18 protein-coding genes and 1 pseudogene are annotated in these 17,147 nt (G+C 67.4%); 10 read left to right on the top strand and 9 right to left on the bottom strand.

Annotated features, from left to right (window positions below):
- Positions 1–4 precede the first annotated feature (4 nt).
- Genes BST44_RS01420 through BST44_RS01405 form a run of 4 tightly spaced genes read left to right on the top strand, consistent with a single transcriptional unit; the run spans position 5 to position 4,758 of the window.
- On the top strand, positions 5–1,672 hold the full coding sequence (locus tag BST44_RS01420; RefSeq protein ID WP_083174554.1) for an acyl-CoA synthetase: 1,668 nt from the start codon (positions 5–7) through the stop codon (positions 1,670–1,672).
- Positions 1,653–2,483, top strand: coding sequence for an amidohydrolase family protein (locus tag BST44_RS01415; RefSeq protein WP_083174553.1), 831 nt, complete (start codon positions 1,653–1,655; stop codon positions 2,481–2,483). The genes BST44_RS01420 and BST44_RS01415 overlap by 20 nt, the downstream gene beginning before the upstream one ends.
- Before the next feature lie 2 nt (positions 2,484–2,485).
- Entirely contained in the window at positions 2,486–3,544 is a 1,059-nt protein-coding gene (locus BST44_RS01410) for an acyl-CoA dehydrogenase family protein (protein WP_083174552.1), read from the top strand.
- 14 nt (positions 3,545–3,558) lie between these two features.
- Complete coding sequence (locus BST44_RS01405) at positions 3,559–4,758, top strand: acyl-CoA dehydrogenase family protein (protein WP_083174550.1); 1,200 nt, start codon at positions 3,559–3,561, stop codon at positions 4,756–4,758.
- A 15-nt stretch (positions 4,759–4,773) separates the two neighbouring features.
- On the opposite strand, the gene BST44_RS30025 is transcribed toward BST44_RS01405, so the two are convergent.
- Together BST44_RS30025 and BST44_RS01400 are read right to left on the bottom strand one after the other, a co-directional pair.
- Positions 4,774–4,950 carry a hypothetical protein gene (locus BST44_RS30025; protein ID WP_158086634.1) on the bottom strand — a complete coding sequence of 59 codons (177 nt, stop codon included), beginning with the start codon at positions 4,948–4,950 and terminating at the stop codon, positions 4,774–4,776.
- 11 nt (positions 4,951–4,961) lie between these two features.
- The gene (locus BST44_RS01400; protein WP_083174548.1) at positions 4,962–6,419 is read right to left on the bottom strand and encodes an NAD(P)/FAD-dependent oxidoreductase; all 1,458 of its coding nucleotides are present in this window, start codon (positions 6,417–6,419) and stop codon (positions 4,962–4,964) included.
- Between the two features lie 205 nt (positions 6,420–6,624).
- On the opposite strand from BST44_RS01400, the gene BST44_RS01395 reads away from it, so the two are divergent.
- From BST44_RS01395 to BST44_RS31780, 3 genes are read left to right on the top strand one after another with little or no spacing between them, the layout of a single operon-like run.
- Positions 6,625–7,002: a carboxymuconolactone decarboxylase family protein gene (locus BST44_RS01395; RefSeq protein WP_083174546.1), complete on the top strand. Its 378-nt coding sequence runs from the start codon at positions 6,625–6,627 to the stop codon at positions 7,000–7,002.
- A gap of 57 nt (positions 7,003–7,059) precedes the next feature.
- Positions 7,060–7,434, top strand: a complete 375-nt coding sequence (gene trxA, locus BST44_RS01390; RefSeq protein ID WP_083174544.1) for a thioredoxin — start codon at positions 7,060–7,062, stop codon at positions 7,432–7,434.
- Between the two features lie 35 nt (positions 7,435–7,469).
- On the top strand, positions 7,470–7,601 hold the full coding sequence (locus BST44_RS31780) for a DUF8730 family Cys-rich protein (RefSeq protein WP_500684506.1): 132 nt from the start codon (positions 7,470–7,472) through the stop codon (positions 7,599–7,601).
- A gap of 9 nt (positions 7,602–7,610) precedes the next feature.
- Here the strand turns inward: BST44_RS31780 and BST44_RS30300 are convergent.
- The 7 genes and pseudogenes from BST44_RS30300 to BST44_RS01355 all read right to left on the bottom strand — a co-directional run.
- Positions 7,611–7,748 (bottom strand): annotated as a pseudogene (locus BST44_RS30300) (thiolase family protein); the annotation flags it as partial.
- 178 nt (positions 7,749–7,926) lie between these two features.
- Positions 7,927–9,144, bottom strand: a complete 1,218-nt coding sequence (locus BST44_RS01380) for a CaiB/BaiF CoA transferase family protein (protein WP_083174540.1) — start codon at positions 9,142–9,144, stop codon at positions 7,927–7,929.
- Between the two features lie 21 nt (positions 9,145–9,165).
- Positions 9,166–10,365, bottom strand: a complete 1,200-nt coding sequence (locus BST44_RS01375; protein ID WP_083174538.1) for a cytochrome P450 — start codon at positions 10,363–10,365, stop codon at positions 9,166–9,168.
- 139 nt (positions 10,366–10,504) lie between these two features.
- On the bottom strand, positions 10,505–12,157 hold the full coding sequence (locus BST44_RS01370) for an acyl-CoA synthetase (RefSeq protein ID WP_083174536.1): 1,653 nt from the start codon (positions 12,155–12,157) through the stop codon (positions 10,505–10,507).
- 8 nt (positions 12,158–12,165) lie between these two features.
- On the bottom strand, positions 12,166–12,786 hold the full coding sequence (locus BST44_RS01365) for a PaaI family thioesterase (protein WP_083174534.1): 621 nt from the start codon (positions 12,784–12,786) through the stop codon (positions 12,166–12,168).
- Positions 12,783–13,400, bottom strand: a complete 618-nt coding sequence (locus BST44_RS01360) for a cysteine hydrolase family protein (protein ID WP_083174532.1) — start codon at positions 13,398–13,400, stop codon at positions 12,783–12,785. The genes BST44_RS01365 and BST44_RS01360 overlap by 4 nt, the downstream gene beginning before the upstream one ends.
- Positions 13,397–14,389, bottom strand: a complete 993-nt coding sequence (locus BST44_RS01355) for a Rieske 2Fe-2S domain-containing protein (RefSeq protein WP_083174531.1) — start codon at positions 14,387–14,389, stop codon at positions 13,397–13,399. The genes BST44_RS01360 and BST44_RS01355 overlap by 4 nt, the downstream gene beginning before the upstream one ends.
- Positions 14,390–14,533: 144 nt before the next feature.
- Between BST44_RS01355 and BST44_RS01350 the strand changes: the two genes are divergently transcribed.
- Genes BST44_RS01350 through BST44_RS01340 form a run of 3 tightly spaced genes read left to right on the top strand, consistent with a single transcriptional unit; the run spans position 14,534 to position 17,066 of the window.
- Positions 14,534–15,652 carry an alpha/beta hydrolase family protein gene (locus BST44_RS01350; RefSeq protein WP_083174529.1) on the top strand — a complete coding sequence of 373 codons (1,119 nt, stop codon included), beginning with the start codon at positions 14,534–14,536 and terminating at the stop codon, positions 15,650–15,652.
- Positions 15,652–16,026, top strand: a complete 375-nt coding sequence (locus tag BST44_RS01345; RefSeq protein ID WP_083174527.1) for a nuclear transport factor 2 family protein — start codon at positions 15,652–15,654, stop codon at positions 16,024–16,026. Before BST44_RS01350 ends, BST44_RS01345 begins: the two co-directional genes overlap by 1 nt.
- Complete coding sequence (locus BST44_RS01340) at positions 16,023–17,066, top strand: TIGR03857 family LLM class F420-dependent oxidoreductase (protein WP_083174525.1); 1,044 nt, start codon at positions 16,023–16,025, stop codon at positions 17,064–17,066. The genes BST44_RS01345 and BST44_RS01340 overlap by 4 nt, the downstream gene beginning before the upstream one ends.
- The last annotated feature ends 81 nt before the right edge of the window (positions 17,067–17,147 follow it).

The raw sequence follows: 17,147 nt of genomic DNA, 5'->3' as shown, positions 1-17,147 counted from the left end.
CGCCATGAGTGAATGGACAGTGGGCGCGGTCCTCGACGCCATCGCCGATGTCGTGCCCGACCGCCTGATGACCGTGTGTGCGGATCGCAAGAGCACCTTCGCCGAGTCCGCCCGCCGCACCAACCGCTTGGCTAACTACCTCGACAGCTTGGGTTTCGGCGTCTACGCGGCACGCGAGGCATTGCGGCGCTGGGAGTGCGGCCAGGACCGCATCGCGCTGTTGATGTACAACGACCTGTATCCCGACATGGTGATCGGATGCCTCAAGGCGCGCACCGTGCCGGTGAACGTGAACCACCACTACTCGCCCCGCGAGATCCGCGACCTGCTCGACTACGTCCGGCCCCGGGGAATCATCTATCACCGCTCGCTCGGGGCCCGCTTCGCCGACGTGCTGCCCCCGGCCGGCACCGAATTGCTGATCTCCATCGACGACGGCAGCGCGGTTCCCGAACTGCCGAAAGCCGTCTCGCTCGACGCTATCCTGGCGGCTTCCGGCCCGGACCGCGAGGACGCGGGGTCGCCGGACGACCTCATCATGATGTGCACCGGCGGCACGACGGGACGTCCGAAGGGCGTGCTGTGGCGACAGAGCGACATGTACGTGTCGTCCATGGTGGGCGCCGACCACGCCGGCGTCTCCGAGATCCACGACAAGGTCGCCCGGGGCGGGCAGCCGTGGTTCGCCGTCTCTCCGCTCATGCACGCCGCCGGGATGTGGACGGCGTTCTCCGCGCTGTGCGCCGGGCTGCCCGTGGTGCTTTACGACGACCGCAACAGGCTGGACGTACGGTCGGTGTGGGAAACCGCCGAGCGCGAGAAGGTGGGAATGATGACCATGGTGGGTGACGCGTACGCCGGGCCGTTGATCGCCGAGCTGCGGACGCGTTCCTACGACCTCTCGTCGCTGCACGCGATCGGCACGGGTGGGGCCGCGACGAGCGCGAAACACAAACGCGCACTGATGGAATGCCTGCCCCACGTCACCATCATCGAAGGCTACGGGTCTTCGGAGAGCGGCAACATGGCGTTCGGGCACAGCCGCGAGGGGAAGGCCAGCGACACCTTTCAACCCAGGGACGGGGCCACCGTGGTGTCGGCCGACCGGAGCCGGTTCCTGCGGCTCGGCGAGCCGGAGGTCGGCTGGGCCGCCCGCACGGGCCGGATTCCGCTCGGCTACTTCGGCGACGCGGAAGCCACCGAGCGAACCTTCCCGGAGATCGAGGGGCGACGGGTGGTGATCCCCGGCGACCGGGCGTCGCTGGAACGGGACGGCACGATCCGTCTGCTGGGCCGCGATTCGCTGGTCGTGAACACCGGTGGCGAAAAGGTTTTCGTCGAAGAGGTCGAGGAGGTGGTGCGCGCACAGCCGGGCGTCGTCGACGCCCTGGTCGTCGGGCGGGCAAGCGAGCGGTGGGGTCAGGAAGTCGTCGCGCTCGTCGCGACCCACCCCGACGCGCACGTCAGCCGCGACACCCTCCACAACGCGTGCACGACACAGCTGGCGCATTTCAAGGCGCCCAAGGCCTTCCTCTTCGTCGAGCAGATCGAACGCCTCGGCAACGGCAAGCCCAACTACCGGTGGGCCAGGGAGCAGGCCGGCCAACAGGTTCCGGTGATCGGGCTGGTCCCGTCCGACCCGCAAGGAAGCCATGACCACCGAAGCGATTGATTGCCTGGTGAACGTCCACTTCGGGGAAGCGGAATCGCAGCCGACGTGGATGCTCAAGGTCCGGGACGACTACTTCAAGGGCCCCGAGTCGATGTTCGCCCCGGTCGACCTCGCCGAACTGCTCGCCGAGATGGACGAGCAGGGCGTGCGAAAGGCGATCCTGATGGACTCGCTTGCCAATCCCTCCACGACCGCGCGCAAATTCGTCGAAGCCAGGCCCGACCGGTTCGCGCTCGCCATGGGCGGGGTCAACCTGCTGCGCCCGGTGCGGTCGCTGCGCGAATTGGCCGCCGTCGCGGCCGAGCTACCCGTCGCGTATGCGGTCGTGGGCCCGAGCTTTTGGGGCGACGGCCAGTATCCGCCGAGCGATGCCCTGTACTACCCGCTCTACGCCAAGTGCGCCGAACTGGACCTTCCGCTGTGCGTCAACACCGGTATCCCGGGACCGCCCATACCCGGCGAGGTCCAGCACCCGATGCACCTGGACCGAGTGTGCGTGCGATTTCCCGAGCTTCGGCTGTGCATGATTCACGGCGCCGACCCGTGGTGGGACGTCGCGATCCGGCTGCTGTTGAAGTACGCCAACCTGCGGCTGATGACCTCGGCGTGGTCACCCAAGCGCCTGCCGGAGACCCTGCTGCACTACATGCGCACGCGTGGTCCCGACAAGGTGATCTACGCGTCGGACTGGCCGGTGTTGCCCATGCGCCGGGTCGTCCCCGAAGCCCGTGCCCTCGATCTGCCCGCCGAGGTGCTGGACAACTATCTCTACAAGAACGCGCGGGACTTCTTCTTCGGGAAGGACGAGTGACGATGGACCGCTTCGAGTTACGCAGGCTCGACTACAGCCTCGGCGATGACCATGTCGCGCTGCAGAACGCCTACAAGCAGTTCTTCAAGACGCACTGCCCGATCGAAACCGTCCGCGCCGCGGAACAATCGGGTTTCGACAAGAACCTCTGGGAGCGGTTGTGCGGGATGGGAGCGAGCACGATGGCGCTGCCGGAGTCGTGCGGCGGTGACGGCGCGACACTCGTCGACCTCACCCTGGTGGCCGAGGAGGTCGGCCGGTCGCTGGCGCCGGTTCCGTGGGTCGACCACGTATGTACCGCACGACTGCTGGGCCGGCTCGGCGCGCTGGGCGAGGGCGCCGCCGGGGTCGCCGGCGGCGAGCAACTGGCCGCGCTCGACCCGCGCATCGACGGCGGCCGCGGCCCGCGGTTGATTCCCTCGGGGTCGATCGCCGACCACATCGTCGTCCCCGACGGCGACGAAATCGTGCGGCTGGGCTTCGCCAGCCGCCCGGCGAAGGTCGACAACATCGGCCGGCTTCCGATGGCGTGGGTGGACCCCGCGGCGGCCGACACCCGCACGGTCGTCGGCCGAGGCCCCGACGCGCTGTCGGCCTACCGGACGGCGCTGGACGAGTGGCGGCTGTTGACCGCGGCGGCGCTCGTCGGGCTGGTGGAGGAGACCATGACCATCGCGGCCGAATTCGCCAAGACGCGCTACACGCTGGGCGTACCCATCGCCACGCTGCAGGCGATCTCGCACCCCCTCGCCAACATGGCGATCACCGTCCAGGGCGGACGCAACCTGGCTCGACGCGCCGCCTGGTTCCTGGACAACGAACCCGACGAGCGACCCGAATTGGCGCTCTCCGCCTTCGTTTTCATGGCCGAAGAGGCCGCCAGGGCGGCGACCATGGCGGTCCACATCCAAGGCGGCCTCGGGGTTTCGGCCGAGGCCGCGGCGACGGCGTATCTGGTGCGCGCCCGGGGATGGCCACTGGCCGCCGGCGATCCGGGCACCACCGCCCAACGGATCGCGGAGATCGTGGCCGCCCGCGAGGACGCGGCGCAGCCGGCTTAGGAAGGGGCAACGTCATGGATTTCTCCCGCGTCGAACTGTCCGACGACGACAAGGCATTCCGTGAGGAAACGCGGAGCTTCCTGGCCACGCACATGACCGAAGAGGTCAGGCGCCGCGACCGGGAAACCGGCGACAACTTCGACGAGGGGCTGCACCGGAAGTTCGGCGCCGCAGGGTATCTGGAAGCCGAGTGGAGACCGGAGTCCGACGGCGGTTTCAGCCGGGTGCGGCGGCGCATCTGGGAGCTGGAGAAGCGGCGGGCGCACGTTCCCTGGGTGACATGGGGGACGACCGCGATGGTGGCCCGTTCGGTCGACAAGTTCGGGTCGCCGCAGCTGCGCGACGAGGTCCTGCCGAAAGTCTTCAGCGGCGAGGTGCGGTTGTGCCTCGGCTACACCGAGCCCGAAGGCGGCTCCGATGTCGCCACCTGCAAGACCCGCGCGGTGCGGGAGGCGGATGGATCGAGCTGGATCATCAACGGCTCCAAGATGTTCACGACCGGCGCCCACAACTGCCAGTACGTCTTCCTGATCACCAACACCGCCCCCGATGCGCCGAAGCACAAGAGCCTGACCATGTTCCTGGTGCCGCTGGACACGCCAGGCATCGAGATCCAGGGGATCCGGACGGTGGACGGCGATCGGACCAACATCGTCTACTACAGCGACGTCCGCGTGGACGACAAGTATCGGCTGGGGGAGGTGAACGGCGGCTGGACGGTGCTGCGCGAACCGCTCAACGTCGAGCATGGCGCCGTCGCCGCCGCCCCGGACGGGCTGCAGGACACCTCGATCATGATGCACCAGGCCGGGTTCCTGTCCCAGGCGGTGGACAAGGCGGCGGCGAGCGTGACACGGCCCGACGGCGACGGGCGCCGACCCATCGACGACGGGTCGGTCGCCTACCGGCTGGGCCGCTGCGTGGCCCGATTGGAGACCGCGCTGGCCACCCCGGGCATCTTCGGCCGGGTCGCCATCGCGCAGACAATGCGCGACATCTCGCCCGAATTGATGGACATCCTCGGGGCCGCGTCCACGCTGCCGTACGGGACCGAGGCCGCGGCCGACGACGGCAGCGCCGAATACGCCTATCGATTCGCCCCGCTGGTGGGGATCTACGGCGGGACGCTCGAGGTGTTCCGCAACATGATCGCCCAGTACATGCTGGGTCTCGGCAAACCGGCGTACGCGCCGCCGGTCACGAAGGTCTCGTGACCGGTCAGCGGGTGGTCAGCCGTGCCCCCCGTAGATGATCCGCAGCATCTTCAGATTGATACGGATGAAACGCCCGAACTGAACGAAGATGCTCTGACGCATCCGCAGCGTCGTCGGGGTGGGCAGCGGTGCGTCGGCAATGCGTTCGGCCGTCAGCGCGTTCACGTCCGAATAACCGTTCTCGTCGTCCATCGGAGTGCCTTTCACTCAGGGATCAGCCACCAGAATGGGCGGGCTTTCGCCTTATAGATGAAGAGATAGTGCAACAACAGCTTGATCCAGTGACCGGCGAGGCCGAGCTCACCGGAGGTGCCGGCGATGTCGCGGCCCGTCTGCGGATACTTCACCGGGTCGGGAACGACGGGGAACATCGTCATCGCGGCGGCCGAGCCCTCGCGCAGACCGGTGCCCGCCGACGCAACGCACGCCGCGCCCATCGTCGACATCGAGGCGCGGTGCGCAACGGCGGTCGTTGCCTTGGTGATTCGGTCCCGGATGGTCTCGGCGACCGTTTTCGCCATGATGCCCGACGGCATGCCGGTCCGCGGCGGGCTGGGCGTGATGACGGTCCCGGTGGGACTCGTGCGCGGCCGCGAGATCGGATGCGGGGGAGCGAAGGCGATGCCCGGCGCGAAGATATTCGGGTAGGCGGGGGACTCGTAGGTGTGCGGCCAGTCCTCGGCGGACCACTCGTCATAGGGCTTGCCCGAGTAGTCCGCGTCGACCTTCAAAAAGCCTGACGGTGCGAACAGGGTGGACGTAATGTCGTTGCCGCGCTTGTCGTATGCCGTCAGCGCCGCCCCCCGGAACGGGGGTAGCAGCATGGCGAAGTCGAAGTCCAGTTCGTGTTCTCTGCCGTCGAGTTGCTCGTAGCGCAGCTTGCCGTCCATGACTTCATGGACCGCCGCCTGCGTGATGGCCCTGACGCCGCGCTCACGGAAGAGCGATTCGGTCCACAGCCGGCTGGACTGCACGAAGCCCTTATCGACGAAACTCATTCCATCGACGCCGAAGTCGCCAAGTTCGTACTCGTTGGTGAGGTAGACGATATCGGCGAGGTCTCGCACTCCTGCAGCGCGCAGCGTGTGCTCAACGTTGAAGGTGTATTCGAACGCCGCGCCCTCGCACGTGCAGGTTCCGTGCCCGACGCCGATGACCAGCCGCTGCTTCTCGCCGGCCTTGAGCTTGGCCACGACCCCGTCGAGCGCATTCGCCGCCTCGACGGCGTGGGCCGCCGTGCACACCGAATATGAATGCCCCGCGGGGCCAAGCCCGGGCGTGGCCGCGAAGTTCAGCAGCGGGCCGGTCGCATTGATCAGGTAGTCATAGGTGATGGAACCGGTCTGTCCCTCGTGCTCCTCGTCGGTGTATACGAAGTCCACCGACGGCGCCGGCACGTCTTCGGTGCCCTCCGGACGGATCGCGGTGGCGAGTGCTTGATGGAACGTGATGCCCTTGCGCCGGTAGATCGGCCTCAGTGGAATGAGTACCTTGGCCGGATCCATTCGTCCGACGCCGACCCAGATGTTCGACGGGATCCAGTTCCAGTCGGCGTTCGGTGAAATCACTACCACCTCGTGACTGCGGCCCAGCCATCGGCGCAGGTGCAGCGCGGCGGTATGCCCGGCGATACCGGCGCCGAGGATTACGACTCGTGCCATTGATGCTCCTTCGTTCCGCAGGCCGGCATGCCCCCCCGGAAGAGCGCTCCCCGCGGGAAATACCTAGCGCTTCGAGGCCAGATTGCGCCCCGTGACGACGCATCTCTAGGGCCGATGGACTCTATTGGCCGAGGCATATGTGCACCGAAGGAAAAATTAATCCGTTGGCGGGAATACCCCTACCCGTATAGGTATTGTATCAGTCATGACGGAACAAAACCACTACCACCAGGTGCTGGACGACCTCAATCCGCAGCACCGCGCCTTGCGCAAGATGATCCCTGACGTCTACCGGGGTTTCGCCGAGATGAGCAACGGCGCACTGACCTCGGGGGCTCTGGACAAGAAGTTCAAGGAGCTGATCGCGATGGCGATCGGCGTCGTGGCCGGGTGTGACGGCTGTATCGCCTCGCATGCCCAGGGCGCGGCCCGCGCCGGCGCGTCCAAGGAAGAGGCCGCAGAGGCGATCGGTGTCAGCATTCTCATGCACGGCGGCCCGGCGACCATCTACGGCGCGCGCGCCTATGACGCCTTCTGCGAATTCGCCGACCAGACCCCGGACGCCACGCCCGGGACCGGATGACAACGCGTCGCCGGGCGTTCGTCCGGCCGTAACCTTCAAACCCCGAAAGGAACACCCATGACCGTCAAATCGCTCACCGCGACCGATTTCGAGTCGACCATCCTTGACAGTCCAATCGTGCTGGTCGACTTCTGGGCACCTTGGTGCGGGCCATGCCGGGCCTTCGCGCCGATCTTCGAACGCTCCGCCCAGAACCACCCGGACATCGTGTACGCCAAGGTGGACACCGACGCCGAGCGCGAACTCGCCGCGACCGTGGGCATCCGCTCGGTGCCGACGATCATGGCGTTCCGCGATGGCGTTCTCGTCTACAGCCAGCCGGGCGCGATGTCACCAGCTGTGCTGGACGACCTGATCGGCCAGATCAAGGGTCTGGACATGGAGAAGGTCCGCGCCAAGATCGCCGAGCGCAAAGCTGCCGTGCAGGCATAGTGGCCCAACTGATTCCCGAGCAATAGCGAGCAACCATGTGCTACCCCGTACGCTGCCGCCGCTGCGGCAACATCACCTGGGCGGGATGCGGTCAGCACGCCGAAAGCGTGATGAAGCGGGTGCCCGCCGAGCAACGGTGCACCTGCGGCCATAGCGTTGCCCGATAGCCCGATAACTCAGGTCGTCAGGATGGTTGCCGCGGCGGTGCAGGGCGCGCCGTACAGCGGAGCGAAGCCTACGCGCGGCCCGCCGGGAATCTGGCGCTCGGCCGCGTCGCCGCGCAGTTGGCGACGCGGTTTGTGATGCTGGCGCAGTACCGGCGTGGCCGTACCCCCAGGGCCCGGTCCCCGGTGAAGGCGCCGGCGGATGCTTGTCCGTGCCGACGGCGATCCCGACGTCATATCGCCGCGGTCGCGCACGCGTTGAACACATTCGTGAACGGACCCCACGCCGATGACGGCCGCGCCATTCGTGGGCGCAGCATGCCGTCCGTCACGCGATAGCCCCCGAGTCCTTCAGTTCCTCGATGCGGTCCCAGTCCATGCCCAGTTCCATCAGCACGATCTCTGTGTGCTCGGAGGCCTGAGGGGCTCGTGTGGTCACCAGCGGCTCGTGGTTGAACTGCACCGGGCCGCGCACGACGCGGAAAGGCTTGCCACCGCCGGCGAGCTCGACCTCGCTGACCATGTCGTTGGCGAGAGCCTGCTCGTCGTCGACCAGGTCGAGGAGGCTCTGGAACGGTGCCCATTGCCCCTTCATCGTTTTCAGGTGTTGCCGCCAGTAGTCGAAAGGCTTGGCGGCGAGAGCCTTTGCGATCAGTTCGGCGGCCGCGTTGGCGTTCTGGATCAGCGGAAGCACCTCGGAGAAGCGGGGATCGTCGGCCGCCTCGGGGATGCCGAGATGCTCGAACGTGTCGCGGATCAACCCGGTCGGGCTGATGATGCACAGGTTGATGGTGCCGCCGTCGGAGGTTTCGTAGTTGCCCATGAAGGGGTTCACCGACATCGCGGTGGCGGAGCCCGGCATCGGGGTGCGCATCACCTGTCCGGTCTCCATGCCCTGCGTCACGCTCGCACCCGCCGCCCACCAGGCCGTGCTCAGCAACGACACGTCGAGTTCGAGGGCTTCGCCGGTGCGCTCGCGATGCAGCAACGCCGCCGAGATGCCGCCGGCGATGAACATGCCGCCGATGGAGTCCCCGAACGCGGGAATGCCTTGCCCCAGTGCGCCGCCCAGCTCCTCCGGCGTCAGCGCGTACCCGATGCCGCTGCGCGTCCAGAACGCCGTTCCGTCATAGCCGCCGGTGTCGCGCTCGGCGCCCTTGTCGCCATACGCCGAACCGCGCGCGTAGACGATGTTCGGGTTCACCGCGCGGATGTGCTCGACGTCGAACTTGTGCTTCTGCCGCTGCGCCGGCATGTAATTGGTGAGGAACACGTCGGCGGTCCGGGCCAGCTCGTAGATCACTTGCTGACCGCCCGGCGTGGAGACGTCGATCCCGACGCTGCGCTTGCCCCGGTTGGGGTGCTCCATCAGGGGATGCCGCTCCGGATCGAGTTGGATGCCACCCATGTTGATGAAGCCGCGTTGGGTATCGCCGCGCAGCGGGTGTTCGACCTTGATGACATCCGCGCCCCAGTCGGCCAGGATGGCGCCCGCCGCCGGGACGAAGGTGAATTGGGCAAGTTCCAGGACCCGGATGCCCGACATGACTTTTACCATTTTCGGACCCTACTTCGCGTCGAACGTCACGGGAAGCGCCGTCGGTGAACGGAAAGGCTGGCCATGGATGTGCGGGTCGTCGTCGGTGCACAGCCCGACGTTGGTCACCCGATCCAGCAGGCATTCGACCGCCACGCGGCTTTCCAGCCGCGCCAAGTGCAGACCCAGGCACGTGTGCTCACCGGCGGCGAAGGAGATGTGCGGCAGGTGCTTGCGGAAAATGTCGAATTCCTCCGAGCGATCCCAGCGCCGCTCGTCGCGGTTCGCGGACCCGATGCACACGCCGACTACCGAACGCGCCGGAATCTCGACCCCCTGAAGCTCGGTGTCCTCGGTGGTGAACCGCTGCACGGTGGTCAGCGGCGTCTCGTAGCGCAGCCCCTCCTCGATCGCCTGCGGCAAGAGCTCACGGTCGGACTGCACCGCGGCGAACTGGTCCGGGTGGGTGAGCAGCAGGTACAACAGGTTGCCCGACGACCGGTACGTGGTCTCCAGCCCCGCGGGCAACAGCAGCCGCAAAAAGGAGTAAATGGCTTCGTCGCTTAGCTTTTCGCCGTCGATCTCCGCAGTGACCAGATTCCCGATGATGTCCTCGGTCGGCTCTGACTTGCGCTGTTCGATCTGCTCGATGAAGTAGTCCTTGAGCGCCGCCGACGCCTCGAAGGCGCGCTCGTAGTCGACGTGATAACTGATCAACTGCACGGCGCGCTTGCGAAACGTCGAAAGGTCGTCGGCGGGCAGCCCCAACAGCCGGGCGATGACGCGGGTGGGGAATTCGAAGGTGAAATCGCGGACCAGGTCGGCTTCGCCGGTCGCGATGAACTCGTCGATCAGCGCGTTGCAGATCGGCCGCACAATGGTGTTCTCCCAGCGGGCCAACGCCTTCGACTTGAACGCCGCGGACACGAGGTTGCGGTGGTCGCGATGCTTCTTTCCCTCCATCGCGAGAATGGTCGGTCCCATGAACAGGCCGATCGTCTTGTCGTACGGCGCGGAGCTGAACACCCGGCCGTCGCGGAACACCGTGTTGACCGCCTCGAAGGACACCGCGGAGTACTCACGCTTGGGCATCAGCGACTCGGGCGTCGTGGAATAGTCCATCACCGTCCCGTGGAACACCCCGGATTCGCGGCGCTTGCGGGCGAAGAACGGGTAGGGATCACGCTGGCTCACGGTCTGGCCGGCGGCGGCGTGAACGTTGGTCGTCACCTTCGATCTCCAGCATCTTCGGCGTGAACGGCAAGCCCTTGCGTGAGATCCTACTGTAATTCTTACAGTAGACAACATGGGCGGGCGGCGGAAGTCGCTCGGCCGTAACCGCGTCAGCGATCGGCGCGGATCGAGCCGATCAGCCGTTCACCGCCTGCTCGCGCGCCCAGCGGTAATCGGCCTTGCCCGACGGGCTGCGCTCGATCGCCGCGCGGAAAACGATCGCTTTCGGAAGCTTGTAGCGCGCCAGCGACTGCCCGGCGTGTGCGACCAGCTCCTCGGCGTCGGCGCGGGCGTCCTCGGCCAGCGCGACGACGGCCACCACCTCCTGGCCCCACCGCTCGCTGGGCCGCCCGGCGACCACCACGTCGGCCACCGCCGGGTGCGACGCGATGGCGGTCTCGACCTCCTCGACGAAGATCTTCTCCCCGCCGGAGTTGATGGTCACCGAATCGCGGCCCAGCAATTCGATGCTGCCGTCGGCACGGTGGCGTGCCCGGTCACCCGGAATTGCGTATCGCACTCCGTCGATGACGGGAAAAGTCTTGGCGGTCTTGGCCGCATCGCCCTTATAGCCCAGGGGAACGTAGCCGCGCTGAGCCAGCCAGCCCATCCCGTCGTGACCTGGTTCCAGGATGGTGTTCAGATCCTCGGACGCCACGAACGTGTCCGGTCCCGCGTTGAAGGTTCCTGTCGACACCGCCCCCGGTGTCGACAGGTGGTGCATCTGCGCGCCGGTCTCGGAGGACCCGACACCGTCGACGACGACGGCGTTCGGCAGGACTTCGATCAATCGCTGCTTGACGTACGGGGTGAGCAACGCGCCCCCGTTGGCGACCACGGCCAGCGACGAGACATCCGCGATCCCTTTCTCGATGGCGGCGACCAGCGGCCGGGCCATGGCGTCACCGACCACCGTCACCACGGTCACCCGCTCCCGCTCGATGGTCCGGACGACCTCGTCGGCGTCGAGCCGGTCGACGACCGACGGGAAGACGACGGACTGTCCGGTCGTCATCGCGGTCATCACACTCCACTGGGCCGCTCCGTGCATCAGCGGCGGCAGGACCATCAGCTTGGTGCCGGGACCGGCGGCCACCCCCGCCGCGATCTCCTCGACGGACCCGAACGGCTCACCGGTCATCAGGTTGCGCCCGCCGAAGGACGTCATGAAGATGTCGTGCTGGCGCCACAGCACGCCTTTCGGCATTCCGGTCGTGCCGCCCGTGTACAGGACGTACAGGTCGTCAGGCGAATGCCGCACCGGCGCTGGCTCGGGTGCGCTGGACGCGATAATGCTCTCGTAATCCACTGCGCCGTAGATCAGTTCGTTCCCCGAGTCGTCGGCGATCTGAATCAGCACCCGCAGTTGGGGAAGGTCCGGCAGGATTTCGGCCACCCGCGGCGCGAACGCGGCGTGGTAGACGAGCGCGGTCGCACCCGAATCCGCGAGCAGATACTGCAGCTCGCTTTTGACGTAGCGGAAGTTGACGTTGAACGGGGCGACCCGGGCCTGAAACGAGCCGAGCAACGCCTCGACGAATTCGTTCCCGTTGTAGGCGTAGATCCCGAGCAGGTCCTGTCCGGCCTCGTGGCCGGGGAGAGCGGAGCGCTCGGTGTGGCATCCCAACCCCCGCGATTGCAGGTAGGCGGCGAGGCGGCGTGAGCGGTGGATCACTTGTTCGTAGCTGTAGCGCCGCCCGCCCTGGATCAGCAGCTCGCGATCGGGAATGGCGGCCGCGACGGCCGCCGCGACGGCGGGCACAGTGAATTCTGTTGCTGTGTCGGACATCAGGCCTCTCAAGGCTGGTGGGGGAGCAATCGGACCATCAGGCCGTTGGCTTCGGTGAGCAGCGTGCCGTCAGCGGCCGTCATCGTAGCCGAGATGAGGACCTTCCTGCCCTCGATATCGGTGATATGCCCGCGGGCGGTCAACGGCTCGTCGATCGGGGTGATGTTGCGGTAGTCGACGTGCAGGTACGCCGTGCGGGTGGGTGGCGTCCCGGCTGTGGACACCACCATCCCGAACAACCAGTCGTAGAACAGGGGGATCATGCCGCCATGTACGGCGTTGTTTCCGCCCACATGGGATCGGCTGAAATGCCCGGCCATCGTGACACCGTCCGGACCGGAATCGGTGACGGTCCACGGCGGCAGCAGCGGGTGACCCAGCCCGGGCAGCTCGATGACGCGGCCGGCCGGCGCCACGCCTTCGGGCACCTGATGGCCGTCCAACAGGGCGCAGGCCTCTTCGACGTGCCGTGCCGCGGCGCTCCACGCCGCGCTGTCCGGATTGCTCGCGACGGTCAGATCCTGCAGGCGGCGCATCGCCGCCACGAACCGGCCCAGGCCGGGCGGCGCGTGGTCGGCCGGCTTGATGTCGGGGAACCCGCCGCGGACTCCGGGCGCGGTCTCGGTCATTGCCGCGTCCAGGCTTCGAGTAGCGCATCGGTGGTGGTGATGGTCGCAAGCAGCGACAGGGTGTTGGCGATGATGGCCTCTCCATACTCGGTGGGTATGCCGGCAACGGCGTCCCGGGGAACGATCACGCGATAGGCGGCGTTGACGGCGTCCATGACGACGTTGGGGATGGCGATGTTGAGGGACACCCCCACGACGACGATGGTGGACACCCCGAGGTTTCGCAGCACCGCGTCCAGGTCCGTGCCCCCCATCGGCCCGACGCCGTGCCAGCGGCTCAGCACCAGATCGTCTGGCTCGGGGCCCAATTCGGGCAGCACGGCGGCCCCGGGAGTGCCGGGGGTGATGTCGACCTGCCCGTGACCCAAGCTGAAGATCTTGGCGTTGTGGTTGGAGCCGAGCCCGTCGGGCCGTCGTTTAACCAAGCAGTGCACGACACGGACCCCGGCCGCCCGCGCCGCCGGCAGCAGCCGCACGATGTTCGGCAGGGCGACGCGGCGCGCCTCGGTGGCCAGCATCCCCAAGCCGGCGTTCGGGCCGATGACCGCCCCCTGGCATTCCTGGGTGACGATCGCGGTGTGGCCGGGGGCCGCGAGGTCGTTCAGTGCCGTCATGCCGGCACTTCGTAGAACTGGGCCGCCCATTTGCGCAGCGCCAGATACCCTTTGGCGTCCACCTTGGACAGCGGCGGATGCTCGACGTACCTCTGGTAGCGCCAGATCTGCAGGTCGTCGAAAACGGTCGACAGGAACTGCTTTTCGATGACGTCGCGCAGCTTGCCCTGTGGTACGTCGGAGTCGTCGCCGGCAAGCCGCGGCCACCAGATCGAGTAGAACAGGTCCGAACACTCGTCGTCGACCGGTGTGCAGGTGAAGATCAGCCGATGGTTCTGCGTCCCTTCGAAGACACTGATCGCTCCGCCCAGTCCGAACAGGTGGCTGTGGAACCGCAACGCGAGGTCCTCGGGGTTGTCGCTGCGCGCGTCCGGCCACCCCGCGACGAACTGCCACTCGTGGTCGACGATCTTCCAGTCCAGCACCCGCGGGGTGACCGTGGCGTGATGCACGTATTCGAAATGCGCGCTGTCGGGTGCGTTCTCCGCCACAATCTGCGGATGCACCGGCGCGCGCTCGGCGCGCCGGGAGAACTCTGGGTATGCGCGGTAATAGGCCGCGGGGTCGGTCTCGAATTGCGGGAACTTCCGGAAGATGTCCGGCATCTCCCACTGCGGCTCCTTGCCGTCCGGCTGGTGCCAGACGAATACGCAGTCGTACTGCTCGCGTACCGGATACACCCGCAGCCGCAGCGCGCGGTTCGGCCGGTCCGGTTGGTAGGGGATGTACCGGTTGGTGCCGTCCGGTCCCCAGCGCCAGCCATGAAACGGGCACTCGACACAATCGCCGAGCACTTTGCCGCCGTGGCCGATGTGGGCGCCGAGGTGTTTGCAGTGCGCTTCCAGGACGTGCAACTCCCCGGACTCGTCGCGATAGGCCACCAGGTCCTCGCCGAAGTAGTGCAGCGGCCGCACCTCGCCGATCGGGAATTCGGGCGACCACCCGACCATGAACCACCCGGTGACCTTCCAGGTGAAAGGCACTTTCACGCCGCCGCCTCCGACCGTCTGATACTAAGTCCATTACAGTATAGATTTCAGCAGTCCCGCCGGCGTGCGGCAAGGAGTGAAATGACTGACACGGCGACATCGCGGCCGGCGGATCCACCGGTTTCCCACCGGCGTGGGTGAGGCATGTCGAAGGTGACGCGAGGATTCGGTCTGGCCCGGGACGCGACCCGCGAGCTCGGGATGCTGCTGCCCCGCACGTTGGCCGGGCTCAACCAATCGACCGGCTGGGTGCCGGTGTCGCCGCGCGGTGTTCGGCAGTTCGGTGAGGTCCTGCTGGACGAGCTTGTGCTGAGCGGATTTTCGCTGCTCGGTAGCGGCCCCGCGGCGATGCGCCCGCTTGCTGGCTGCACGGCCGCGGCCGAAGAACTGTCGGCTCTGGGCGTCGACCGCGCGCACGCCGACCCGGCGCCGCTACGCGCGACCTCGGTGCGCCGGCGACGCATCGGCAATCTCGCGTACGAGCGGATGGCGTTCGAGCACGATCCGGCGTTGCCCGGAGCGCTGGAAGCCGAGGGTCTGGGCGGGCCGGCCCGGGCGGTGGTGCACCTGTGCCGGCATGACGACGGTCCGAGGCCCTGGCTTATCTGGGTGCACGGCGCCGGTCAGGGCGGCACCGAAGACCTGTTGCTGAGCCGCATCGGCCGAATCCATCACCAGCTCGGGTTCAACGTCGCGCTGCCCGTGCAGCCCGGTCACGGTTGCCGGCGCCGGGAATGGCCCGCCTACCCGGACATGGACCCGTTGGGCAACGTAGCCGGCATGATGCGCGCCGTGTCGGAGGTCCGCGCGGTGGTGCGTTGGGCGCAGCCGCAGGCCAGCGCGGTTGTGGTGGCAGGGATTTCGATGGGAACTCCGGTGGCCGCACTGGTTTCCCACCTGGAGAGGCGGGTCGACGCCGTCGCGCTGTACACCCCGATCCTGGGGCTCAACGCGATGATCGCCCGGCATCTCGGGCGCTGGGGGTCGTCGCGGGACGGGTTCCGGGACCTGTTGTCGTCCCCGCAGGTGGCGCAGCTGACCTCGGTGATCGATCCGCTGCGGGTGGATCCGGCGCCGCCGCCGGAACGCCGGCTCATCGTCGGCGCCTGGCACGACCGGATGGCGATGCGCGAGCCCGCGGTCGCGTTGCAGGAGCGCTGGGGCGGCGAGCTGTACTGGTATGACGGCAGCCATGTCGGGCACGTCTTCTCCCGGCGGGTGCAGAAAATCACCGACCGATTCCTGCGCGGCGTGGCCGGCTGATGGCGGCGACGCGCACGGCCCGCGAGGTGGTCGAGCTCTACAACCTCGTCGTCTGGAACGAGCAGAACCTGGCGCTGGCCGAGGAGTTGGTCGCCGAGACCGTGACCCGCCACGAGGTGGGGGAGGCGCACACCCTCACCAGGGAACAGGCGGTCAGCCGGATCGCAGACGTCTGGGCGATGTTCGACACGCTGCGCTTCGACCTGAACGTCATCGCCGCCGGGGACGAGCACGTCGCGATCGTCTACGACTCGTCGATGACGTCCAAGGACGGCACCGAGACCAAGGTCGCCAGCATCGAGGTGTTCCGCGTCGTCGACGGCAAGATCACCGAGGTCTGGAATTGCGGCTACAAGCAAGGAGTTTGGAGTTGAACGATCGCACCCTTGACGAATTGGGTTACTACCTGTTGGCCGGTGCCGGCGGCGAGGGGCCGGCGGCACTCGTCGACGAGGCCCGCCGCGGCGAAGAACTGGGCATGGGCACCGCCTTCATCTCCGAGCGCTGGAACGTCAAGGAGGCGTCGTCCCTCACCGGCGCGGCGTGCGCCGTGACGACCAGGATGCAGATCGCCACCGCCGCAACCAATCACAACACCCGTCATCCGCTGATCACCGGGTCGTGGGCCACCACCATGCACCGGCTCTCCGGCGGGCGCTTCACGCTGGGGATCGGCCGGGGCATCGCGGCGATCTACGGGGCGTTCGGCATACCGGCGGTCACCACCGCGCAGATGGAGGACTGGGCCCAGGTCATGCGCCGCCTGTGGCACGGCGAGCTGATCTTCAACCACGACGGACCGATGGGAAGATACCCGATCCTGTTCCTGGACCCCGACTTCGACGAGGACATCCGGTTGGCGCTGGTGGCTTTCGGTCCCAAGACCCTCGAACTCGGGGGCCGGGTTTTCGACGACGTCATCCTGCACACCTACTTCACCCCCGAGACGCTGCAGCGCTGCGTGGCGACCGTCAAGTCCGCGGCCGAGAAGGCCGGCCGCGACCCGGCCAGCGTGCGAGTGTGGTCGTGCTTCGCGACCGTCGGTGACCACCTGCCGGAGGAGCTGCGGCTGAAGAAGACGGTCGCCCGCCTGGCCACCTACCTGCAGGGCTACGGCGACCTGATGGTGCGCACTAACAACTGGGATCCGGCTGTGCTGCAACGCTTCCGGGAAGATCCGGTGGTGACGTCGATCGCCGGCGGCATCGACCACAAGGCCACCGCCGGGCAGATCGAGCACATCGCCACGTTGATCCCGGACGAGTGGCTGGAGCCGGCGGCCACCGGGTCCGCGCGGCAATGCGCGGATCGCGTCCGCAAGGAGTTCGACTACGGCGCCGACGCGGTGATCATGCACGGGGCGACGCCGGACGAGCTCGAGCCCGTGATCACGGCGTACCGAGCCGGCGGCTGAGGCGCGCGAGCGTGGGCAGTTGTACGGCCACAAACGGTGTGTCGCGTGCGGACACGCACGTTCGCGGCCGTCGGGAGAAGG

The sequence above is a fragment of the Mycobacterium scrofulaceum genome (assembly GCF_002086735.1).
GTDB classification, from domain to species: domain Bacteria; phylum Actinomycetota; class Actinomycetes; order Mycobacteriales; family Mycobacteriaceae; genus Mycobacterium; species Mycobacterium scrofulaceum.
The sequence above is the reverse complement of the archived record's forward strand: the minus strand, read 5'-3'. Positions and strand labels throughout refer to the sequence as shown.

What these genes read in the sequence shown, in the direction of transcription:
- BST44_RS01420 (WP_083174554.1), top strand. Translation starts at nt 5, where the DNA reads ATGAGTGAATGGACAGTGGGCGCGGTCCTCGACGCCATCGCCGATGTC.
- BST44_RS01415 (WP_083174553.1), top strand. Translation starts at nt 1,653, where the DNA reads ATGACCACCGAAGCGATTGATTGCCTGGTGAACGTCCACTTCGGGGAA.
- BST44_RS01410 (WP_083174552.1), top strand. Translation starts at nt 2,486, where the DNA reads ATGGACCGCTTCGAGTTACGCAGGCTCGACTACAGCCTCGGCGATGAC.
- BST44_RS01405 (WP_083174550.1), top strand. Translation starts at nt 3,559, where the DNA reads ATGGATTTCTCCCGCGTCGAACTGTCCGACGACGACAAGGCATTCCGT.
- BST44_RS30025 (WP_158086634.1), bottom strand. Translation starts at nt 4,950, where the DNA reads ATGGACGACGAGAACGGTTATTCGGACGTGAACGCGCTGACGGCCGAA.
- BST44_RS01400 (WP_083174548.1), bottom strand. Translation starts at nt 6,419, where the DNA reads ATGGCACGAGTCGTAATCCTCGGCGCCGGTATCGCCGGGCATACCGCC.
- BST44_RS01395 (WP_083174546.1), top strand. Translation starts at nt 6,625, where the DNA reads ATGACGGAACAAAACCACTACCACCAGGTGCTGGACGACCTCAATCCG.
- trxA (WP_083174544.1), top strand. Translation starts at nt 7,060, where the DNA reads ATGACCGTCAAATCGCTCACCGCGACCGATTTCGAGTCGACCATCCTT.
- BST44_RS31780 (WP_500684506.1), top strand. Translation starts at nt 7,470, where the DNA reads ATGTGCTACCCCGTACGCTGCCGCCGCTGCGGCAACATCACCTGGGCG.
- BST44_RS01380 (WP_083174540.1), bottom strand. Translation starts at nt 9,144, where the DNA reads ATGTCGGGCATCCGGGTCCTGGAACTTGCCCAATTCACCTTCGTCCCG.
- BST44_RS01370 (WP_083174536.1), bottom strand. Translation starts at nt 12,157, where the DNA reads ATGTCCGACACAGCAACAGAATTCACTGTGCCCGCCGTCGCGGCGGCC.
- BST44_RS01365 (WP_083174534.1), bottom strand. Translation starts at nt 12,786, where the DNA reads ATGACCGAGACCGCGCCCGGAGTCCGCGGCGGGTTCCCCGACATCAAG.
- BST44_RS01360 (WP_083174532.1), bottom strand. Translation starts at nt 13,400, where the DNA reads ATGACGGCACTGAACGACCTCGCGGCCCCCGGCCACACCGCGATCGTC.
- BST44_RS01350 (WP_083174529.1), top strand. Translation starts at nt 14,534, where the DNA reads ATGTCGAAGGTGACGCGAGGATTCGGTCTGGCCCGGGACGCGACCCGC.
- BST44_RS01345 (WP_083174527.1), top strand. Translation starts at nt 15,652, where the DNA reads ATGGCGGCGACGCGCACGGCCCGCGAGGTGGTCGAGCTCTACAACCTC.